Here is a 19,264-nt window from a genome sequence, read left to right as displayed (position 1 = left end):
CATGAATCATCCCGACACTTCGCTCGTTTCGTCTGGCGAGATTTTTCTCGGCGGCGAGTGGCGCAAAGGCCGCGGCAACGGTTACGCGAGCATCTATCCGGCCGATCAATCCGTCAACGCGGAGATCACCACGGCGAGCGCCGACGATGCGCTCGAAGCCGTGGAGATTGCAGATCGCGCGTGGCGCCGCGACGACTGGGCCGGCCTCAAGCCGCATCAGCGCGCGGCGGTGCTGCATCGCATCGCTGCCCTGATCGAAGCGCGCCACGAAGCGCTCGCGCAATTGCAGCGCCGCGACAACGGCAAGCCGATCAGCGAAACGCGCGCGCTCGTGGCGAGCGCCGCCAGCACGTTCCGCTATTTCGCATCGTGTCTCGAAACACTCGAAGAAGCGCTGACGCCCCCACGCGGCGACTATCTGACGATGAGCGTGCACGAACCGCTCGGCGTTATCGCCGCGATCACGCCGTGGAATTCGCCCATCGCCTCCGATGCGCAGAAGCTCGCACCCGCGCTCGCCGCCGGCAACGCGGTCGTGCTCAAACCCGCCGAAGTGACGCCGCTTGCTTCGCTGGCACTGGCGCGCATCTGCGAGGAGGCGGGCGTGCCGCGCGGCGTGGTGAGCGTGTTGCCGGGCAAGGGATCGGTGATCGGCGACGCGCTGGTGCGCCATCCGCTCGTCAGAAAAGTCGCGTTCACGGGCGGCACCGAAGTGGGCCGTGGCATCGCGCGACTCGCGGCGGAGAAGTTGATGCCGGTATCGCTCGAACTCGGCGGCAAGTCTCCGACCATTGTCTATGCCGATGCGGACCTCGATCACGCGGTCAACGGCGTGCTATACGGCATTTTCAGTTCGTCGGGTGAATCGTGCATCGCGGGTTCGCGCTTGTTCGTCGAACGCAAGGTATATGGCGAATTCATGGCGCGGCTCGTGGAAGGCGCGCGCAAGCTGCGTGTCGGCGACCCGACGCGCGAGAACACGCAGATGGGTCCGCTCATCACGGCGCAGCATCGCGAGACCGTGGAACGCTTCGTCGCGCTCGGTCAGTCCGAAGGCGGCCGTGTGTTGTGCGGCGGCGAACGTCCCACGGGCGAAGGCCGCGAAAAAGGCTTCTTCTATCTACCGACGATCATCGAGGGTTTGAGCAACGACGCGCGCATGTGCCAGGAAGAGATCTTCGGCCCGGTGCTCGCCGCCCTGCCCTTCGACGACGAAGACGCGCTCATCCGCGCTGCGAACGACAGCGTGTTCGGTCTTGCCGCAGGCATCTGGACGCGCGACTACAAGCGCGCGTGGCGCACGGCCCGCACGCTTGCAACCGGCACCGTGTGGATCAACACCTACAAGCAATTCTCGATTTCGACGCCATTCGGCGGCTGGAAGGACAGCGGCATGGGACGCGAAAAAGGCCATTTGGGCCTGCGCGAATACATGCAGCAAAAGAGCCTTTACTGGGGCTTGAACGACGCCCCGCTGCCGTGGGCGAACTGAAGAGAACTGAAGAGGCGGCTATGACCATCCTTGGCATTGAAAGCATCACTTACGGCGTGAACGATCTCGACACCTGCCGGCGCTTTTTCGCGGATTGGGGTCTGCGCGAAGTCGCCCACGACGAGACGCGCGCGCGCTTCGAAACGCTCAACGGTTGCGCCGTGCAACTCGCGCTCGCCGACGACCCCGCGTTGCCGCCCGCCTTCGAAGCCGGTCCAACGCTGCGCGAAGTGACCTGGGGCGTCGCCACGCGCGAGGAGCTCGACGCATTGCGCACACGCTTCGCGGGTCAGCCGGGTCACTTCGAGACCGATGACGCGGTCGGCTGTATCGACCCGAACGGCATGTCGATACGCGTGGTCGTCACGACCAAACGCGCGCTCGACGTGAAGGGTTCGCCTTCGAACGTGTGGGGACAGACGCTGCGTGTCGATACACCGAGCCCCGTCTACGATCGCGCCGAACCCGTGGAAGTGGGACACGTCGTGTTCTTCACGAACTGCGTGGCCGAGCAGGAGAAGTTCTATCACGAGCTGCTCGGCTTCGAGACCTCCGATCGTTACCCGGGTCGCGGCGCGTTCATGCGTTGCGCGCCGCACGGCGGGCACCACGACATCTTTCTTCTGCAATTGCCCGATGGCAAACGCGGCCTGAATCACGTCGCCTTCACCGTTCGCGACATCCACGAAGTCTTCGGCGGCGGCCTGCATATCAGCCGCTGCGGCTGGGCCACGCAGCTTGGACCGGGGCGGCATCCGGTTTCATCGGCGTACTTTTGGTACTTCAAAAATCCGGCGGGCGGTCTCATCGAGTATTACGCCGATGAAGACATGCTCACGCCCGAATGGCAGCCGCGCGATTTCGAGCCAGGTCCGACGGTCTTCGCCGAATGGGCCGTGGATGGCGGGCTGGACGGCCACACGCGCCGTCAGAAGGACGCGAAGGCGCCGGAAGGCAAGTTCATGACGGAGCGTAAAAATGGCTGATTCGAACGTGCTCGACGCGCCACGCACCGTGGTCGTCATCGGTGGCGGACAGGCGGCCGGCTGGATCGTCAGGACCTTGCGCAAGGAAGGCTTCGATGGCCGGCTCGTGATGATCGCCGATGAAATCCATCTGCCGTACGAGCGTCCGCCGCTTTCGAAGGCCGTGCTCTCGGGCGATGCGGACATAAGCACCGTGCGTCTCGTCGATCACGATGCCTTCGCTTCGCTCGATGTCGAAGCGTGGCAGCCGGAATGCGCGGCATCGATCGATCGAGAAGCGCGCGTCGTACGGACGGCGAGCGGCCGCGAAGTGCATTACGACCGCCTGGTGATCGCGACCGGCGGCGCGGCACGCCGTCTGCCGGACGCGCTGGTGAAGACCTCGCATCTTGCCTACTTGCGCACACTCGACGACGCCGTCGCGCTCGGCACGCGTATGCGCGAGTCGCATGGCAAGCGCCTGCTCGTGATCGGCGGCGGCTGGATCGGTCTCGAAGTGGCGGCGACCGCGCGCAAGCTCGGCGTCGATGTGACGGTGATCGAAGGTGCGTCGCGTCTATGCGCGCGCTCGGTGCCCGAAGCGGTATCGGCGTTTCTGTTGCGTCTGCATCGCGATAACGGTGTCGACGTGCGTTTGAATGCATCGCTCGTATCGCTGGACGATCATGCAGGCGGCGTGCGCGCGCATCTCGCCGATGGCAGCACGCTAGACGCCAATTTTGCGGTAGCGGGCATCGGCCTGAATCCGCACACGGCGCTTGCCGAACATGCGGGTTTGGACGTGAACGATGGCATCGTCGTCGACGAATTCGGCGCCACGTCGGACGCTTGCGTGTTCGCTTGCGGAGATGTCGCCAATCATCCAAATGCGTGGCTCAAGCGTCGCGTGCGGCTCGAATCGTGGGCCAATGCGCAAAATCAGGCTATTGCCACGGCACGCGCCGTACTCGGGGTGCGCGCGCCGTATGCGGAAATTCCGTGGTTCTGGTCGGATCAATTCGACGTCAATCTGCAGATTCTCGGCGATATCGCGCCCGGCTACACACATGTCGTACGTGGCGATCTCGAAGCGCGCCGAGCTTCGCTCTTCTTCTTCGATGGCGACGCGCTGCGCGGCGTGATTGCGATCAACGCGGCGCGCGATCTCAAGGTCGCGAAGAAATGGATGAGCCAGGGACGCGCGGTGGACCTCGCCGCCCTCGCCGACACCGCGAAAGCGCTCGCCTGAGACGACCATCACCCCTTTACCGAATCACCCAGGAGCAGGCATGAGGACCATGGGCAATACGGTCGCCGAGCACGGCGGCACCGCCACCACTGCCGAGGGCGCGGCCGCAGCCGCCGCTTCCCCGGTGACGAAAGGATCGATCATCGCGCGCATCGAGAGGCTGCCCGCCAATGCGATGCAGGTGCGCGCCCGGATTCTGATCGGCGCGGCAACTTTTTTCGATGGCTTCGATGTCATCGTCATTGCGGCCACGTTGCCGCTTCTGATACAGAAGTGGGGGCTGACGCCGGGGCAAGTGGGCTTTCTGATTGCGTCGGGATCGATCGGGCAACTCGTCGGCGCGTTCCTGTTTCCATCGCTCGCGGAACGTTACGGGCGTGTGCGTTCCATTGCGTGGAGCTCGGGCATCATCGGGCTGACCAGTATCGCGTGCGGCTTCGCGCCTTCGTTCGCGGTGTTCGTGGCGTTGCGTATCGTGCAGGGGCTGGGATTGGGCGGCGAATTGCCGGTGGCGGCGACCTACATCAACGAGATCACGCGTGCGCATGGACGCGGACGTTTCGTGCTGTTGTACGAGATCGTGTTTCCCATCGGACTATTGGCATCGAACGGGCTTGGCGCGTGGATCGTGCCGCGCTTCGGCTGGGAAGCGATGTATATCATCGGCGGCGTGCCGCTCGTGCTGTTCTTCCTGTTGCGCACGCTGGTGCCGGAATCGCCGCGCTGGCTCTCGGAACGCGGCCGCATGCGCGAAGCGAGCGATGCGCTCGGCGCCTTCGAGGCCTCGGTGAAAGGCCCGTTGCCGCCGCTTGGCAACGTCGCCGAATTCGATGCCATGGCGCTGCGCCATCCGAAGCGCCGCCGTCTCGATCTGATCGGCCCGGCGTATCTAAAACGCACCATCGCGGTCGCGATGTTATGGATGACGTGCGGGGTGATTCAGTACGGTCTCTCGACGTGGCTGCCTACCATCTACAAGACGGTTTATCACGCACCGCTGCAACTCGCGTTGAACCTGGCCGTCGCGGCTTCCGTGCTCGGCGTGATCGGCTCGCTCACCTGCGCGTTGATCGTCGACAAGGTTGGGCGCAAGCCGGTCATCAACTGGTCGTTCGTTTTGTGCTCGATTTCACTGGTGCTTGCGGGCGTGTTCCAGCATGAATCCGTCTACGTGGTCGCGACGTTCTGCGCGCTTGGGCTTGGATTCATGGCGTGCGGCTTCATCACCGCTTATGTCTATACGCCGGAACTGTATCCGACCAGCATCCGCGCATTCGGCTGCGGACTTGGCGGCGCATGGCTCAAGGTGGCCGCGATCTTCGCGCCGGCGCTCGTCGGCAAGACGCTGCTCGGCGGCCAAATGGACCTCGCCTTCTATGCGCTCGGCGCGGTGCCGTTGCTGGCCGCGCTGGCGGTGCATTTCCTCGGAATCGAAACCAAGGGCCAGGTGCTGGAGCAGTTGGAGGCGTGAGGCGCTCAGGCGGCGGTCATTGGCTTGAGATTCGCCATCGAATTCCAATGCCCGCCAGTCGGTGAAACGAATCAACGGCCGCAGATGGAAGCGGCCGTTGCGTTTAATCGTCGAACCAGCAGTGCTCGTTCGGATCGACGCTCAGAAAATCGATCATATCCCTCAGGAAATCCAGTTCAAGCGCTTCGAACTCGCGCGTGCCTGCTGCGACGTCGTCGGGATTGAGCTTGCCTCGCGCCTTTCGCAGCGCGGCGACAGCTAAAGCGACGGATTGAGTAGTCCCGTGCAAGGCGCTGCCGGGAGCGAATGGGAGAGAGGTTTTTGAGTTCATGTTCACGATTACGGCATGCTCGCGTGAAACGTGAGGCCTGTTTTCTAGAAAGCGCTGATTTTTTACGGCACCCGATGCGTAAGCCTAACTTGGCGCGCATCGTCGGCTTTACTTGCTTGCGTTCGACGCGACGGTTTTTTTCGCCAAAGGCCGCATCCGCTTCAATAGATGAAGCTTCGATGGTGACACAGATAATTCACTCACGTTCTACAACGTAAAGCGATAAAAATATGATCCTTCGTCGGTCGCTATTAGACATTAGTTTTATTATGTTGGACGCTCGGCTATAAATCCGAGCAGCGACACCACTTCCCGATCAGCGCGTCACGCAATTACGCTCGACGACTCAGAAGCCAATCCCTTGCTAAAGTACGCCTCATCCACTCATCTCCATCCCAGAGAGGCACAATGGTTAAAGCTCCGACTCGAAGAAGCGCACGCGCCCTGTGCGGTTTTGCCGTCTCCCTTCTCGCCGCGTTCATCGCCACGCCGCAGACCGCATCGGCTCAAAGCAAGACCCTCGTCTTCTGTTCCGAAGGCAGCCCCGCCGGATTCGATGCCGCCCAGTTCACCACCAGCACCGACTTCGACGCCAGCGCGCACGCCGTCTACGACACGTTGGTCGAATTCAAACGCGGCACGCTCGACCTGACGCCGGGCCTTGCCGAAAAGTGGGACGAGTCGCCCGATGCCAAGACCTTCACCTTCCATCTACGACGCGGCGTGAAATTCCAGTCGACATCGTGGTTCAAGCCCACGCGTGATTTCAACGCCGACGATGTGGTCTTCACGTTCAAACGCATGATCGACCCGAACGATCCGTTCCAGAAGGCGCACCCGGTGAGCTTTCCGTATTTGACCGATCTCGGCTACGACAAGAACATCGCATCGGTCGAGAAGCTCGACGACAACACCGTGCGCTTCACACTAAAGACGGCCGATGTCGTTTTCGTGCGCAACATCGCCATGGAGTTCGCGTCTATTCTTTCCGCCGAATATGCCGCGCAATTGCTCAAGGAAGGCCGGCCGGAGGACATGAATCAGAAGCCTGTCGGCACCGGCGCTTTCGTGTTCCGCGATTATCAAAAGGACGCGACCATTCGTTACGACGCGAACCCAAGCTATTGGAATCGCAAGGACGTGCATATCGACAAGCTCGTCTTCTCGATCACGCCCGATGCCGCCGTGCGCGAACAAAAGCTCGCGAGCGGCGAGTGCCAACTCACCTCGTTCGCGCGCCCTGCCGATATCGTCGAGGCGAAAAAAAATCCGAAGCTCACGGTGTTGTCGGGCGTGGGCTTCAACGTTGCCTATGTCGGCTACAACACGACGCACAAGCCGCTCGACAACGTGACGGTGCGCCGCGCGCTGGACATGGCGATCGACAAGCAGGCGATCATCAAGACCGTCTACGAAGGCGCGGCCACGCTGGCCACGAACCCGATGCCGCCTTCGCAATGGTCGTATAACAAGACGCTGAAAGACGCACCGCACGATCCCGCGAAGGCGCGCGAGTTGTTGAAGCAAGCGGGCTTTCCCGATGGCTTCACCATTACGCTATGGGCCATGCCCGTGCAGCGCGGCTATAACCCGAACGCGCGACTGATGGCGCAACTGATTCAATCGGATTGGGCGAAGATCGGCGTAAAGGCGAATATCGTCAGCTACGAATGGGCCGAATATAACAAGCGCGCAAAGACCAATGGCGAGCACGACGCCATTCTCTACGGCTGGCTAGGCGATAACGGCGACCCCGACAACTGGCTCGGCACCACGCTGGGCTGCGATGCCGTGCATGGCAGCAACATGGCGAAATGGTGCAACAAGCAGTTCGACGATCTTTTGGCTAAGGCGCGCCTCATAACAGATCAAAGCGCGCGCACGAAGCTTTATGAAGAAGCGCAAGTCGTCTTCAAGGATCAGGTGCCGTACACACCGCTTGCGCACGCCAATACGTTTCAGCCGATCTCGAAACGCGTGCACGGCTATCTGATCAGTCCGCTTGGAGGCCATCGTTTCGACGGCATCACGCTGGATTGATTCAACTGGCGACCGCTTCGCGCAAGGCCTGCAAAAAGCGCACATAAGCGGTCGCACCAGGGTCAGCGTGGCCGACGCTGCGTTCTTGCACCCACGCCGCGCGCCCCTTTTGCGATTGCTTCGAGGCAGTAGCCGTTACCTGCGCTTGCGCAGTCGCGATCATGGCATCGAGCAACTCAGTCGCGCTGCCTTGCGATGCTTCGAGCGTATCGAGACTCGGCACGAGTGCATCGAGCACGGTCTTGTCGCCGACCTGACTCTTGCCACGTTCGATGATGCGCGCAGCCACCGCGCGTCCGATGCCAAGCGCCTCGTCGCGGCTCACCGTGTCCTTGCCGTTCATCGCCTTGCCTGCCGCGAGCAAGCCGCCGCCGACGAGCGCCGCAAACGTAGATGGATTCGCTGTCGAGAACGCCTTGCCCGCAGCGAACAATACGTCGGTAAGCGAGGCGTCATCGTTCAAAGCGGCAAGCGCCTTCACGATGGCAATGGATCCTGATTGCACCGTGATGCCGAGATCGCCGTCGCCCAAAGCGGCGTCGAGGTCGCGTAACTCGTCGGCATGCGCCGGCAGCGCGCTTAGCGCACGCGTCAAGATGGCGCGCAGTTCCTGGTTCGATACGCTCATTGCGCACTCCTCTTACGATGCGGTGCCGTCGCGGAAAAATGGCGAACTCGCGGGCGCTTCGAGCAGCGCTTCGAGTTCGTCGTCGAGCAGCATCACCGTGATCGATGCCCCCGCCATTTCCAGACTCGTTACGTATTCGCCGACATACGAGCGCGCTATTTTCAGGCCCTGATCGGCGATGAGTTGCGAGGAACGGCGATACAGCAAATACAGTTCTTCGAGCGGCGTCGCGCCGAGGCCGTTCACGAGTATCGCGAGCTTCGATCCCTTAGGCGCGTTCAAATCGCCGAGAATCTGACCGATAAGCCGCTCGGCGATGGCATCGGCCGTTTCGAGCTTGCCGCGATGCGTTCCCGGTTCGCCATGAATGCCGATACCGATTTCCATCTCGCCATCGGGCAATGTGAAGGTCGGCTTGCCTGCCGCGGGAAGTATCGTCGGCGAGAGGCCCACGCCCATGGTCCGGCAATGGGCATTCGCCTTGGCGCAAATGCGCGTGACCTCATCGAGCGAATCGCCGCGTTCAGCGGCGGCGCCCGCGCATTTGAACGCGAACAACATGCCCGCGACGCCGCGCCTGTCGGCCGCACGTTCCTTCGGCGCGGATGCTACATCGTCGGTCAACACCACTGTCTTGATGTCGATGCCTTCGGGTTCGGCCAAGTCGGCGGCAAGATCGAAATTCAGGACGTCGCCGCCATAGTTGCCGTATACGTAAAGCACGCCCGCGCCGCCATCCACTGCCTTGGTCGCTTCGAATATCTGTTCCGCCGAGGGCGATGAAAACACGTTGCCCACTGCCACGCCACTGCAAAGCCCCTCGCCGACGTACCCGAGAAAGCCGGGCAAATGCCCCGAGCCACCGCCTGTCACGATTCCCACTCTGCCTTCCTTGGGCGCGTCCTTGCGCACGAGCGCGCGTTTGTCGTCCGTCGCGCTCTTGATCCACGCGGGATGAGCGATAAGCAAAGCCTCGATGATTTCATCGACGAAGACATCGGGCTGGTTAATGATTTTCTTCATGTTGTGCTCCTCCGGTTTTAGGGTGCGTTGCAAGAACACGTCTAACGCTTGCGCCGCTGACTAAGCGCGTCGAGCAAGACAGCCGCGAAAATGACCCCACCTTGAATGAATTGCGTCCAGAAGGGATTCACGCCGAGTAGCGACAAACCCACGTTGATCACGCCGATCAGCACGACGCCGATAAAGGTGCCCACGATCGAGCCACGTCCACCCGCAAGCGATGTCCCGCCAATCACGATAGCGGCGATCACCTGCAATTCGAGTCCGTTGGCCGCGGACGGCAAGGCGGAATTGAGCCGTCCGGCAAGCACGATCCCAGCGATGGCAGCAGTTACGCCGGCCAGCATGTAGGTGAAAAAAACCACGCGGCGCACGGGAATACCGGCAAGACGCGCAGCTTCCTGATTGCCGCCGACTGCAAAGACCTGATGCCCAAACGTGGTCTTGCGCAAGAGCACATGGCCTATGGCGAAGATCACGAGCATGACGATCATCGGCATGGGCAAGCCCGCGACGGTCTTCGCGCCGAAGGCCGTGAAGGCGGTGGGGAAATCGAACTTCGTGCGGCCATCGGATATGGCGAGCGTGAGGCCGCGCGCCATGGCCATCATCGCGAGCGTGACGATGAAGGGCACGAGGCGCAACCACGACACGGCAAGGCCGTTGAGCGCGCCTGCCGCGGCCCCGACCGCAATTGCGACGCATAACCCTCCAACGCCGAGACCGACGGCGCCTGGGCTCGATCCTGCCATGACCGTGGCCGCGACCATGCCGCTCAACGCAACGAGCGATCCGACCGACAGATCGATCCCCGACGTGATGATGACGAACGTGCCGCCTACCGCCGCAATGCCCACCACCGAGACCTGCACCATGATGTTGGTGAGCGTGCTGGTCGTCAGAAACTCGGGCGATGCAATCGACAAGGCGATGCAGATGATGACGAGTGCGGCAAACAATGGCCCGATGCCGCTCCTCAGTTGGCGAATCACGCGGCGCGAGAGCGCCTCCGAGTCCTCGCGGTTGGCTGCCGTGGAGGTCATGCGCCTGCTCCTGTTGTAGCCCATTGAATGACAGTTTCAGAGTCCGCTTTGTCGCGCCGTAGCTCCGTCACGATGCTGCCGCGATACATCACGAGCACGCGATCCGACATGCCGAGCAACTCCGGCAACTCGGAACTCACCATGACGACCGCTGCGCCCGCACGCGCCATCGACACCATGTGTGCGTAGATTTCGGTCTTCGCACCCACGTCGATGCCGCGTGTGGGTTCATCGAGCATGATGACCACGGGTGCTGTCGCCGTTGCGCGGCCAAGAATGACTTTCTGCTGATTGCCGCCGGAAAGCGTGCCGGTGATCTGCAACACCGAAGACGAGCGAACGCCGAAGCGCGTGCTTGCTTCCTGCGCCAGCTTGCGTTTCTTGGCGCGGCTCACGAAGCCGCCGCTCGCAAGCGCTTTAAGGCTCGACAGTGCGATGTTCTCTTCGATGTTGGCATCGAGCACGAGCCCTTCGAGCTTGCGGTCCTCCGAGGTATAAACGAGGCCGTGACGCACGCCTTGAGTGGGCGAATGATTCGTGACCTTCTTGCCCTTCACGAAAATCTCGCCACCGGTTGCGGGCAGCGCGCCAAAGATCGTCTTGAGCAATTCGGTGCGTCCTGCCCCGGCAATGCCCGCTATGCCCAGGATTTCGCCCGAGCGTACCGTAAAGCTCGCATTGCGCAGCAACGGCGCGCTAGCGAGATTGCGCACTTCGAGCACGACATCGCCATAAGGACGCGGCTCCCACGGATAGAACGATTCGAGATTGCGCGCGACCATTGCCTGCACGAGTTCGGCTTCGGTCCATTGCGACATCGGACGCGCGCCGACCGTCGCGCCATCGCGCATTACGACGGCGGAATCGGCGAGTTCGAACACCTCTTCCAGATGATGCGAAATGAAGATGATGCCCATGCCCGAGGCACGCAGCCGCCGCACCACGGCATAAAGATTGGCGATGTCCTGGCTCTGCAGCGCGGCCGTGGGTTCGTCCATGACGAGGATTCGGGCATCGCGCGCCACGGCTTTTGCTACTTCCACGAGCTGCCTCTTGTTGAGCGGCAGATCGCCGAGGCGCATCCACGGCGGCACGTTGTCGAGTCCCACGCGATCCAGCGCTTCGCGCGCAAGCTGGTTGGCCTCGCGTTGCTTGACGAAGCCGTTCCTTGCAGGCATGCGGCCAAGGAATAAATTTTCCGCGACCGTCATGTCGTTGATCAGCGAGAGCTCCTGATAAATCACGGCCACGCCTGCATCGATCGCCGCGTTGGTGCCGCGCGCAAGCGGTACGCCGTCGATCTCGATCGTGCCTTCGTCCGGCTCATACGCGCCAGACAAGGTCTTCACGAGCGACGATTTGCCCGCGCCATTCTCGCCGACGATAGCGAGCACATGGCCCGTTCGCAGTTCGAGGCTGACGCCGCGCAGCGCCTTGACGCCAGGAAAGCTCTTGACGATGCCTTGCATGCGCAATAGCGGCGCGGACGCTTCGAGCGGCGCCTGCGCTTGCGCTTCCGTTTCGACTGTCATGTCGTGCATTCCGTTAGCGGGCAACGCGCTAGAGCTCAAACGCTTGAACGCTTGAAGTCTTAAGCGTGTGCCCGCGGCTTGCCTTACTGTTTGACTTCCTCTGACCACAGCCCGTACTTCTTGGTCTCATCCGAATCGATATTCGATTTGTCGATGAGTAAAGTCGGCCAGGCATAATTCGCCGGAACGTCCTTCTTGGCGTTGTAGTCCGCGATGAACTGCAGCGACTTGGCGGCCATCTGAATGGGGTTCTGCGAGATGGTCGCGTCCTGCTTGCCCGAGCGAATGGCGGAAAGCGCCTGCGCCGTGCCATCCGCGCCGATCACGAGAATGTGCGCTTTATCGCCGAGCGGCTTATAGCGGCCCGCATTGTCGATAGCCTTTTCCGCACCCACGGTGTTGTCGTCGTTGGCGCCGAATACCGCGTCGATTTGCGGATATTTCTGCAGGATATTGGTCATCGCGTTAAGCGACTTCTCCTGATCGAATGCGCCTTCCTGACGCGCAACCACCTTGATGTCGGGATACTTCGCCATTTCGTCGCTAAAGCCTTTCTCACGGTCGGTGGCGGCGGTCGTGCCGACAAGGCCGATCAAATCCACCACATTCCCTTTAGCCGAACCGTAGCGTTTGGTCAGTTGATCGGCAATCCACTTGGCGCCGGTTTGACCGAGCGCGACGTTATCCGACGCAACGAACGAAGTTACCTTGCCGCCATCCGACCCACGATCGAGCGTGAAGACCGGAATGTTCATCGAGTTGGCTTTCTCGACAGCCGGAATGATGGCCTTGGAGTCGATAGGATTCAGCACGAGGGCAGTCACGCCTTGACTCAGCAAGTTGATGGCGTCGTTGACTTGCTGTTGCGCGTCGCCATTGGCATTGGTCTGGACGAGATCGAAGCCTTGCTCCTTGGCGCCCTTCTCCACGCCGGCCTTGAGCCCGACAAAGAACGCATTGTTAAGCGTTGCAATCGAAAAGCCTATTTTCGCCTTGCCGCCCGCGGCAGCGGCCGGCGCCGGTGCGCTTGCGGGAGCGCTCGCGGCTTCGCTCGAACTCGCGCCCGAACTGCTGGCGGTCGAACTGTTGTCGCTCTTGGAACAACCGCTAAGCGCGGCCGCCGCGCATAAAAAAACCGCGCCGGTCGATTTGCCGAACGTGCCCCATCCGTCGAATCTTGCTGAATTCCAGGCCATAGCTGTCTCCGTTGTAGGATTTATTCATTACGATGCAAACGACTATTTCCTCAAGGCAAGCGCGCTAAGAATCTTTCTTGTCGCGCCGGCCATAAGTCTTGAACTTCTCCAGCACTTCATCCATCTGCTCCTCCGAAAGAAGCGGCGGAGCACCCAACTGACAGGCGAGAAGATATTGCTTGGCAAGCACTTCCACTTCATGCGCGAGCCACACGGCGCGCGCAAGATCGGTGCCGAGCGCGACCACACCATGATGCGCGAGCAGACACGCACGCCGGTTCAGAAGCGCGGCTAAAGCGTGATCGGAAAGAGTTTGCGTGCCAAAGAGCGCATAAGGCGCGCAGCGAATGGAATGTCCGCCGGCGGCCGCGACCATGTAGTGCACGGCGGGAATATCGCGTCCATGAATGGCAAGCGCCGTGGCCGCAATGGAATGCGTATGCACGACCGCGTGCATGTCTTGCCGTGCTCGAAGAATGTCGCGATGAATGCGCCATTCCGAAGACGGGCGAGCCGTGCGCAGCACGCTCGCGTCGTCACCGACATTTAACGGCAGCCACACTATCATGTCTTCGTGCATTTCACGCGCAGGAACGCCGCTGGGCGTGATGAGAAAGCCGTCGTTGAAGCGCGCGCTGACGTTACCCGAGGTTCCCTGATTGATGCCGAGCCGCTCCATTTCGAGCGAGGTCTCGACAATACTCCGGCGCAGCGCGCCTTCATCCACCGCGCTCATGCGGCATTACCTTCGGCTGCGAAGAAACTACGCAACGAACGTTCGAAAGGCGCTTTCACGATACCGCGCTCCGTGATGAAGCCCGTGACGAGTTCATGCGGCGTGACATCGAATGCGGGATTGCGCGCGTTGATGGCTCGCGGCGCAATAGGTTGCCCTGCAAGCGATGTCACCTCTTCTTCACGACGTTCTTCTATCTCGATCTGCGCGCCAGTCGGTGTGCGGAAGTCCAGTGTGGACGAAGGACAAGCCACGTAGAACGGTATGCCGTAGTAATTCGCTGCGATGGCCACGCTCAGTGTGCCGATCTTGTTGGCGAAGTCGCCATTTGCCGCAACCCGGTCCGTGCCGACGATCACGAGGTCCACCAGTCCATGCGACATGATCGAAGCGGCCGCGCTATCCACGATCAGCGTTACATCCACGCCCGCCTGCTGCAGTTCAAACACGGTCAGGCGCGCGCCTTGCAAAAGCGGCCGTGTCTCGTCCGCGAACACCTTGAACGCAATGCCTTCGCGATGTGCGGCATAGATCGGCGCGGTGGCCGTGCCTAAGCCTGTGGTGGCAAGCGCACCTGCATTGCAATGCGTAAGCACGCCGCTGCCCGGTTCGATAAGCGGCAGACCATGCGTGCCGATACCTTCGCATAGCGCCTGATCTTCCGCATGAATCTGTTTGGCCTCATCCACCAAAGCTTCGTAAAGCGCCTTCGAGTCGCTTGCGTTGCATGCGTGCGCGCATTGCAGCATGCGTCTCAATCCCCAACTCAGATTCACCGCCGTGGGGCGCGCGGTATCGAGCCAGCCCGCGCGCCGTTCAAGCTCGGCACGAAATTGCGTCAAGGGCAAGTCGCGCGCGTCCTGCATGGCGACGCACAATCCGTATGCTGCCGCGACGCCGATGGCGGGCGCACCCCGCACGCGTAATTCGTGAATGGCTCGCCAGACGGCGGCTGCATCGGCGACATGCTCCACCACGATTTCATGCGGCAGGCGCGTCTGATCGAGCAGCAGGAGATCGCCATCGCGCCATTCGATCGTCGGGGCAAGCGTGGGGAACAAGGACTGCGCAACCATGGAAGCTCCGAGTGGACTATGCATGTGTGATTGTTTCGCGCTGAACCTCGCGCGCAAGCATGACGACCTGTTCGATACTGCCAAGCGTCGCGCGCTTGACCAGCAGGTCTTCCGCGCAACGCAGACAGCGCACTTCGATACGCGCCCTCGCCTGAGCATCTGGAATGCGCGTGATGTCCGCGACCTTCGCCATGCCGACAATGCGCCGAATCATCTTGCAGCCAGCGAAGCCGAGCGTATCCGCTAGCAGCCGACGCATGAAGTGCGTGCGATAACCTTCGACAGATCGCGCTTCTGCGTGACCGCCTATAAAGCCGCGTCCGCTACGGCTTTCGTGCTCGCGCCACAGCTTTAGAAATTGCGCGCTAAAGCCATTCCAGACCTCGGCCACTTGAACGAGCAACCATTCCTGATAGCCGGAAGGATCTCGATCGTCTATACGGCCATGCCAGTCGCGCGAAAAATACGCGAGCAGCAGGTTTGCGAGCACCGCGCCGATATCGAAGCCCATCGGTCCGTAGAACGAGAATTCCGGATCGATCACGAAGGTTTCGTCTTTGTTGACCATGATCGAGCCGGTGTGCAGATCGCCATGCAGCAAGGTCTCGGCGTGATTCATGAACGCCCATTTCATGTCGCCCGCGGCAATGCGCAACGCTTCGCTGGTCCTCAGTCGTTCAAGCGATGACGCAGGCAATGCGGCGCTGTACACGTTCGACGGATGATCTTCGAAAGGAAACGTAAAGACGAGGTCCTCGGTGATTTTGCACAGCTCGGAATTGACCGCCGCGCTCATGGCCTCTTTCTTGATGTCCGGCGCAAGAAACAGATCGGACCCGTGGAAAAGCGTTTGCGCAAGATACGTCGACAGATGCGCGGCGAGCTTCGGATAGACGACGCCATCCATCAGGCCTTGCCGCAAAATGCGATGCGAGGCAAGCCTTTGCATCACCATCAGAAAGCGCTTGCCGTCAGCGTGATACACCTTCGGCACATGCCGCGGACATAGCGCACCGAAGCGGCGTAACGCCGCTACCTCATGCTCCATGCGCTGACACGACAACGGCCACGTCTTGCCGACTAGTCTTAAAAAAGGCGGCGCCTGCTTGACGACGACGCTGCGTTCCGGCGCCTTCGTGTTCGTCACGAAGTACACATAGTTCAGGTTGCCGTCGCCGACTTCGGCCACTTCCAGATCGTGCGGCTCGCCAAGCAGCGCACGTATCTCGGGAATTGCGCCGAGATACGCGGCAAGCTCGCTTGCGGTAAAAGCCTCGAACTCCATCGGTGTCTCCTCCGATGTTGCTTCTGGTGCGCGTCTAAACGCAAGATTGTCTTAGCGACGCTTGCGCACCAGATCGAATTTGAAAATGCTCGTGTTGTAGTAGTCGTTGCTATAGCAGAGCGGTTCCCCGCTCTGATCGAAATCCACTTCGTCCAGCAGGAGAAACAAACCGAAGCCGTCTCCGAGTTCCGGCAGATCGCGCGGCGTGAGGATGGTCGGCTGTATCGACGTATGCGTATGCGACAGACGCCGGCCCGTGCGCGCAAACATGCCGAAAAGCGATTCGCCGACTTCACCGTCCGCTGCATCGAAGAGCGTCTTCGGAATGGTGTCGATGCAATAGGCGGCTACGGCGTCGTCCGCGCGGCGCACGCGTTCGATACGTACGCACGGCGCCCCAAGCTCGATGCCGAGTCTTTCCGACAAACTCTCCGATGCCGCAATGGTATCCATCTGTATGCGACTCGTTGAAGGCACGGCGCCGACGCTCTTGATCATGTCGGTTACGGACATCAGATCATCCAGACCGCCCTGCAACTTCAGCGAAATTTGTCTGATGAAGGTGCCGCGACCTTGAACCCGAGACAGCAGACCGTGCGAGATCATCTGAGCAACGGCTTCACGCAAACTCGAACGGCCTACCCCGAGCAATTCGCAGAGTTCCAGTTCCGTGGGAATCTGATCGCCCGGCTTGAGCTTGCGCTCACGGATCATGGTCAGGAGCGACTCTTGAATCTTGTCGCTCATTGAACGCTCTACGCTTAGACGCATGTTGCTCTCTTCGGTAGCATGCAGTCAAATATACATCAGACATCAGATGTTTTTCTTAGGACTTTCCCTTGGATATTTTGTAGGCTCAATAGCTGGTGATAACGATGAACGGCTTTGCGGTTGCAGCAAGGCCATAATCATTTGCTTGCCGCATCTGACTTGTTGGCGCGTTGCACTGCGCCAAGAATTCATGGCTTCCACTGGTACATCAGAATCTTGGCGCGTGCATCGTCTTCCAAAAGAATGTCGAATTCACCATTGGCCCTTAGCGTGGCGCTGATACCTAGTTCCACATCGACATAGCCGCTAGTCCAGCCTACGTTCGCGCCCGGCGACATGCAGCCCACGTGTGCGCCGGTGCGCGCGTCGTACACATAAACCTTCTGCGTGAAGAGGCCCGCAACAAAGAGGTAATTGCCCGCTGTCGCAAGTCCCACGGGCGTGATTACGGGGTTGGCCGTCGTGTCCCAAGGCAGCGCGATGAGATAGGTCATGACGCGCGGCCCGCGAGTCCAGTTGTCGTAACGCGCGAGATATGGGCCGGCCTCTTTCCAGCGCGCGGCATCATAGGGAATGGTTTGCGTGAAGCCCGATATATACATCGTGTCGGTCTCAGGCACGTAAAGCACTCGGCCAATGCGCGTGAAAGGCGCTGGCATCGTATAAGTCTTCGCCGATGCATAGGTGTAAAGCGGATTGCCCAAGGCATCGAAGCCCTGCAGCGGCATTTCTCGTATGCCGCTCGTCGGGGTACCGAACCATACGTTGCCAAGGGAATCGACCCAGATGAAGCTGTTGCCTATCAGACTCCCCGTCGATGGATTGCCTATGAATTCGCTCGTGTCGAGATGGCCATCGCCATTGATGTCGCGCCACATCCATTCGCCATAGGCCGGTTGATTCGCTGGAAAACCGCCTGAAATATAGGACTCGGCGAACATGACCGATGGTATTGCCGTATAACCGTGCGCGGCGTCGAAGCGATGCACATAGAGCTGATGCGAATATGGATCGAGCGTGAATAGATACGGCCGGTTGCCGTTCAGGCGCCGTACCATCGGCTGGCCACGCACCGCGCGTCCGAAGTGAATCGAAGGGTCATCAGGAAAAGTGAAGCGGTCCACGGTATGCGCCGTGTACGTCCATTGCTTGCCGGGCGCCTTGCTCCAGTCCATCGTGAAGACTTTCGAGCCGGTATAGATGGTGTTCGGCGCGCCGGGATCGAAGCTCGCGCCATCGACGAACACGAGACCGTCCAGTTCCCATGTAATAGAACGTGTGACGCCTTTGAAAGCCTGCAGCACCGCGCCCGTTCCCACCGAGGCAGAGTTCAAAGCTCGCGGGCCTTCGCCGTTTTGTCCAACGTACAAATTGCCGGCCTGATCGAAACCGATACCCGTGACCGAGTTGAAGCGCCCTGCTTCGATCGTGCCAGCGGTCGCATGATTCACGCCCTTGAGCGTGCCGACCGCAGTTAGCGCCGCGTTCTTTCGGAAAGGCAAGATCTGCTGGCCCACGCCGTTATCCGCGATATAAAGATCACCCGATGGAGTGACCGCGATATCCGCGGGTATCGTTCCTATGGGGAGTATCGGCACGCCGCCGAGTATCGCGCCTGTCGTCGAATAATGTGCAATGGCGGGGTGTCCGTTGAACGTGCCTGTAATGACCCAAAGCGTGCCGTCTATATCGAGTGCCATGCGTCCCGGTGATGTCACGTTGAACGCGCGATTACGCCTCATCGTGTTGGCATCGAACACAACGATCTGATTGCTCGACGCGTCGGAAACAAAAAGCTCGCTATCGTTAGCGGCCAGGCCGCGAATGCCCGCGTCCGTTCCGGCCGGCACAGTCGCCACGATCAGGAAACTGTTCTTGGTAGCATTCGCGCTGTTGCCGGCGCCGCCCGTAAAAGACGCGCCCTTGGCGATGTTGGCGATCGTGCGTCGCGTAATGCCGAACCACGTATAACCGTTGGGCGGATAATCCGCGCCGACGAGGCCACCGCCTTGATTGCCGATGGACATCGCCGCATAGAGGTATGTGCTGTTCGATGCAATGGCGTCGCCGCCCGCCGCGCCCCAACCATGCGTCGCGCCCGCCACCGCGATGCGGTCGCCATTGCGATACGCCGCGATCTCGGCGCCGCTTTCATCCCACGGACTATTGGTATAGACGGTTCCGTCCGGTGCAACGCGGATGGCTTGTATGTCCTGCTGCATCCACTTGCCATCGCCAAAGCCGAAAGTGTTGCCTATCCAGGACGTGGTGTAATTGAGCGGCGACGTAGCCGCGCGCGCGCCGCTGGCAAGGCTGAACACCATTAGCCATACCGCTAGGAAACATGAAACGTTCATCACTTGCACCCAGGCAAACCGCTGCAAAGCGAAATCGAGTTACGACCCTAATGATATGAAGAAAAGGCC

At 60.7% G+C, this 19,264-nt stretch carries 16 protein-coding genes; 5 read left to right on the top strand and 11 right to left on the bottom strand.

All coding sequences use genetic code 11. The features are described 5' to 3' along the window. Window position 1: 1 nt before the first annotated feature. From QCE79_RS27395 to QCE79_RS27380, 4 genes are read left to right on the top strand one after another with little or no spacing between them, the layout of a single operon-like run. Window positions 2-1,492 carry an aldehyde dehydrogenase gene (locus tag QCE79_RS27395; RefSeq protein ID WP_309849233.1) on the top strand — a complete coding sequence of 497 codons (1,491 nt, stop codon included), beginning with the start codon at window positions 2-4 and terminating at the stop codon, window positions 1,490-1,492. A 20-nt stretch (window positions 1,493-1,512) separates the two neighbouring features. Next, entirely contained in the window at window positions 1,513-2,478 is a 966-nt protein-coding gene (locus QCE79_RS27390) for a VOC family protein (protein WP_309849232.1), read from the top strand. Beyond that, window positions 2,471-3,706 carry an NAD(P)/FAD-dependent oxidoreductase gene (locus QCE79_RS27385; RefSeq protein WP_250467022.1) on the top strand — a complete coding sequence of 412 codons (1,236 nt, stop codon included), beginning with the start codon at window positions 2,471-2,473 and terminating at the stop codon, window positions 3,704-3,706. The genes QCE79_RS27390 and QCE79_RS27385 overlap by 8 nt, the downstream gene beginning before the upstream one ends. 40 nt (window positions 3,707-3,746) lie before the next feature. Further along, window positions 3,747-5,177 (top strand): MFS transporter, encoded by a 1,431-nt coding sequence (locus QCE79_RS27380; RefSeq protein ID WP_404989423.1) that lies wholly within the window; start codon window positions 3,747-3,749, stop codon window positions 5,175-5,177. A 103-nt stretch (window positions 5,178-5,280) separates the two neighbouring features. Here the strand turns inward: QCE79_RS27380 and QCE79_RS27375 are convergent, their stop codons facing one another. Next, complete coding sequence (locus tag QCE79_RS27375) at window positions 5,281-5,508, bottom strand: hypothetical protein (protein WP_309849226.1); 228 nt, start codon at window positions 5,506-5,508, stop codon at window positions 5,281-5,283. Between the two features lie 408 nt (window positions 5,509-5,916). Between QCE79_RS27375 and QCE79_RS27370 the strand changes: the two genes are divergently transcribed. After that, window positions 5,917-7,548: an ABC transporter substrate-binding protein gene (locus QCE79_RS27370; RefSeq protein WP_309849224.1), complete on the top strand. Its 1,632-nt coding sequence runs from the start codon at window positions 5,917-5,919 to the stop codon at window positions 7,546-7,548. Window position 7,549: 1 nt separating this feature from the next. Here the strand turns inward: QCE79_RS27370 and QCE79_RS27365 are convergent, their stop codons facing one another. The 10 genes from QCE79_RS27365 to QCE79_RS27320 form a co-directional block, all read right to left on the bottom strand. Continuing rightward, window positions 7,550-8,176 carry a DAK2 domain-containing protein gene (locus tag QCE79_RS27365; protein ID WP_309849222.1) on the bottom strand — a complete coding sequence of 209 codons (627 nt, stop codon included), beginning with the start codon at window positions 8,174-8,176 and terminating at the stop codon, window positions 7,550-7,552. A gap of 12 nt (window positions 8,177-8,188) precedes the next feature. Next, window positions 8,189-9,199: a dihydroxyacetone kinase subunit DhaK gene (locus tag QCE79_RS27360; protein ID WP_250526704.1), complete on the bottom strand. Its 1,011-nt coding sequence runs from the start codon at window positions 9,197-9,199 to the stop codon at window positions 8,189-8,191. Window positions 9,200-9,240: 41 nt separating this feature from the next. Further along, on the bottom strand, window positions 9,241-10,242 hold the full coding sequence (locus QCE79_RS27355) for an ABC transporter permease (RefSeq protein ID WP_244828172.1): 1,002 nt from the start codon (window positions 10,240-10,242) through the stop codon (window positions 9,241-9,243). Then, window positions 10,239-11,783, bottom strand: a complete 1,545-nt coding sequence (locus tag QCE79_RS27350) for a sugar ABC transporter ATP-binding protein (RefSeq protein ID WP_404989422.1) — start codon at window positions 11,781-11,783, stop codon at window positions 10,239-10,241. The genes QCE79_RS27355 and QCE79_RS27350 overlap by 4 nt, the downstream gene beginning before the upstream one ends. Before the next feature lie 74 nt (window positions 11,784-11,857). Continuing rightward, complete coding sequence (locus QCE79_RS27345; RefSeq protein WP_250467035.1) at window positions 11,858-12,970, bottom strand: sugar ABC transporter substrate-binding protein; 1,113 nt, start codon at window positions 12,968-12,970, stop codon at window positions 11,858-11,860. Between the two features lie 64 nt (window positions 12,971-13,034). Next, window positions 13,035-13,706, bottom strand: a complete 672-nt coding sequence (locus tag QCE79_RS27340) for an L-fuculose-phosphate aldolase (RefSeq protein ID WP_309849215.1) — start codon at window positions 13,704-13,706, stop codon at window positions 13,035-13,037. Continuing rightward, window positions 13,703-14,782: an S-methyl-5-thioribose-1-phosphate isomerase gene (gene mtnA / locus QCE79_RS27335; RefSeq protein ID WP_309849213.1), complete on the bottom strand. Its 1,080-nt coding sequence runs from the start codon at window positions 14,780-14,782 to the stop codon at window positions 13,703-13,705. Before mtnA ends, QCE79_RS27340 begins: the two co-directional genes overlap by 4 nt. Before the next feature lie 16 nt (window positions 14,783-14,798). Further along, window positions 14,799-16,067, bottom strand: coding sequence for an S-methyl-5-thioribose kinase (mtnK, locus tag QCE79_RS27330; protein ID WP_250467039.1), 1,269 nt, complete (start codon window positions 16,065-16,067; stop codon window positions 14,799-14,801). A 51-nt stretch (window positions 16,068-16,118) separates the two neighbouring features. Then, window positions 16,119-16,814: a GntR family transcriptional regulator gene (locus QCE79_RS27325; protein ID WP_250467041.1), complete on the bottom strand. Its 696-nt coding sequence runs from the start codon at window positions 16,812-16,814 to the stop codon at window positions 16,119-16,121. A 212-nt stretch (window positions 16,815-17,026) separates the two neighbouring features. Next, the gene (locus tag QCE79_RS27320) at window positions 17,027-19,195 is read right to left on the bottom strand and encodes a hypothetical protein (protein ID WP_404989421.1); all 2,169 of its coding nucleotides are present in this window, start codon (window positions 19,193-19,195) and stop codon (window positions 17,027-17,029) included. Between the last annotated feature and the right edge of the window lie 69 nt (window positions 19,196-19,264).

Source organism: Caballeronia sp. LZ003, from assembly GCF_031451465.1.
In the GTDB taxonomy this organism is placed as follows: Bacteria; Pseudomonadota; Gammaproteobacteria; order Burkholderiales; family Burkholderiaceae; genus Caballeronia.
Note: the sequence above shows the minus strand (reverse complement) of the source record. Positions and strands in the feature narration are given on the sequence as shown.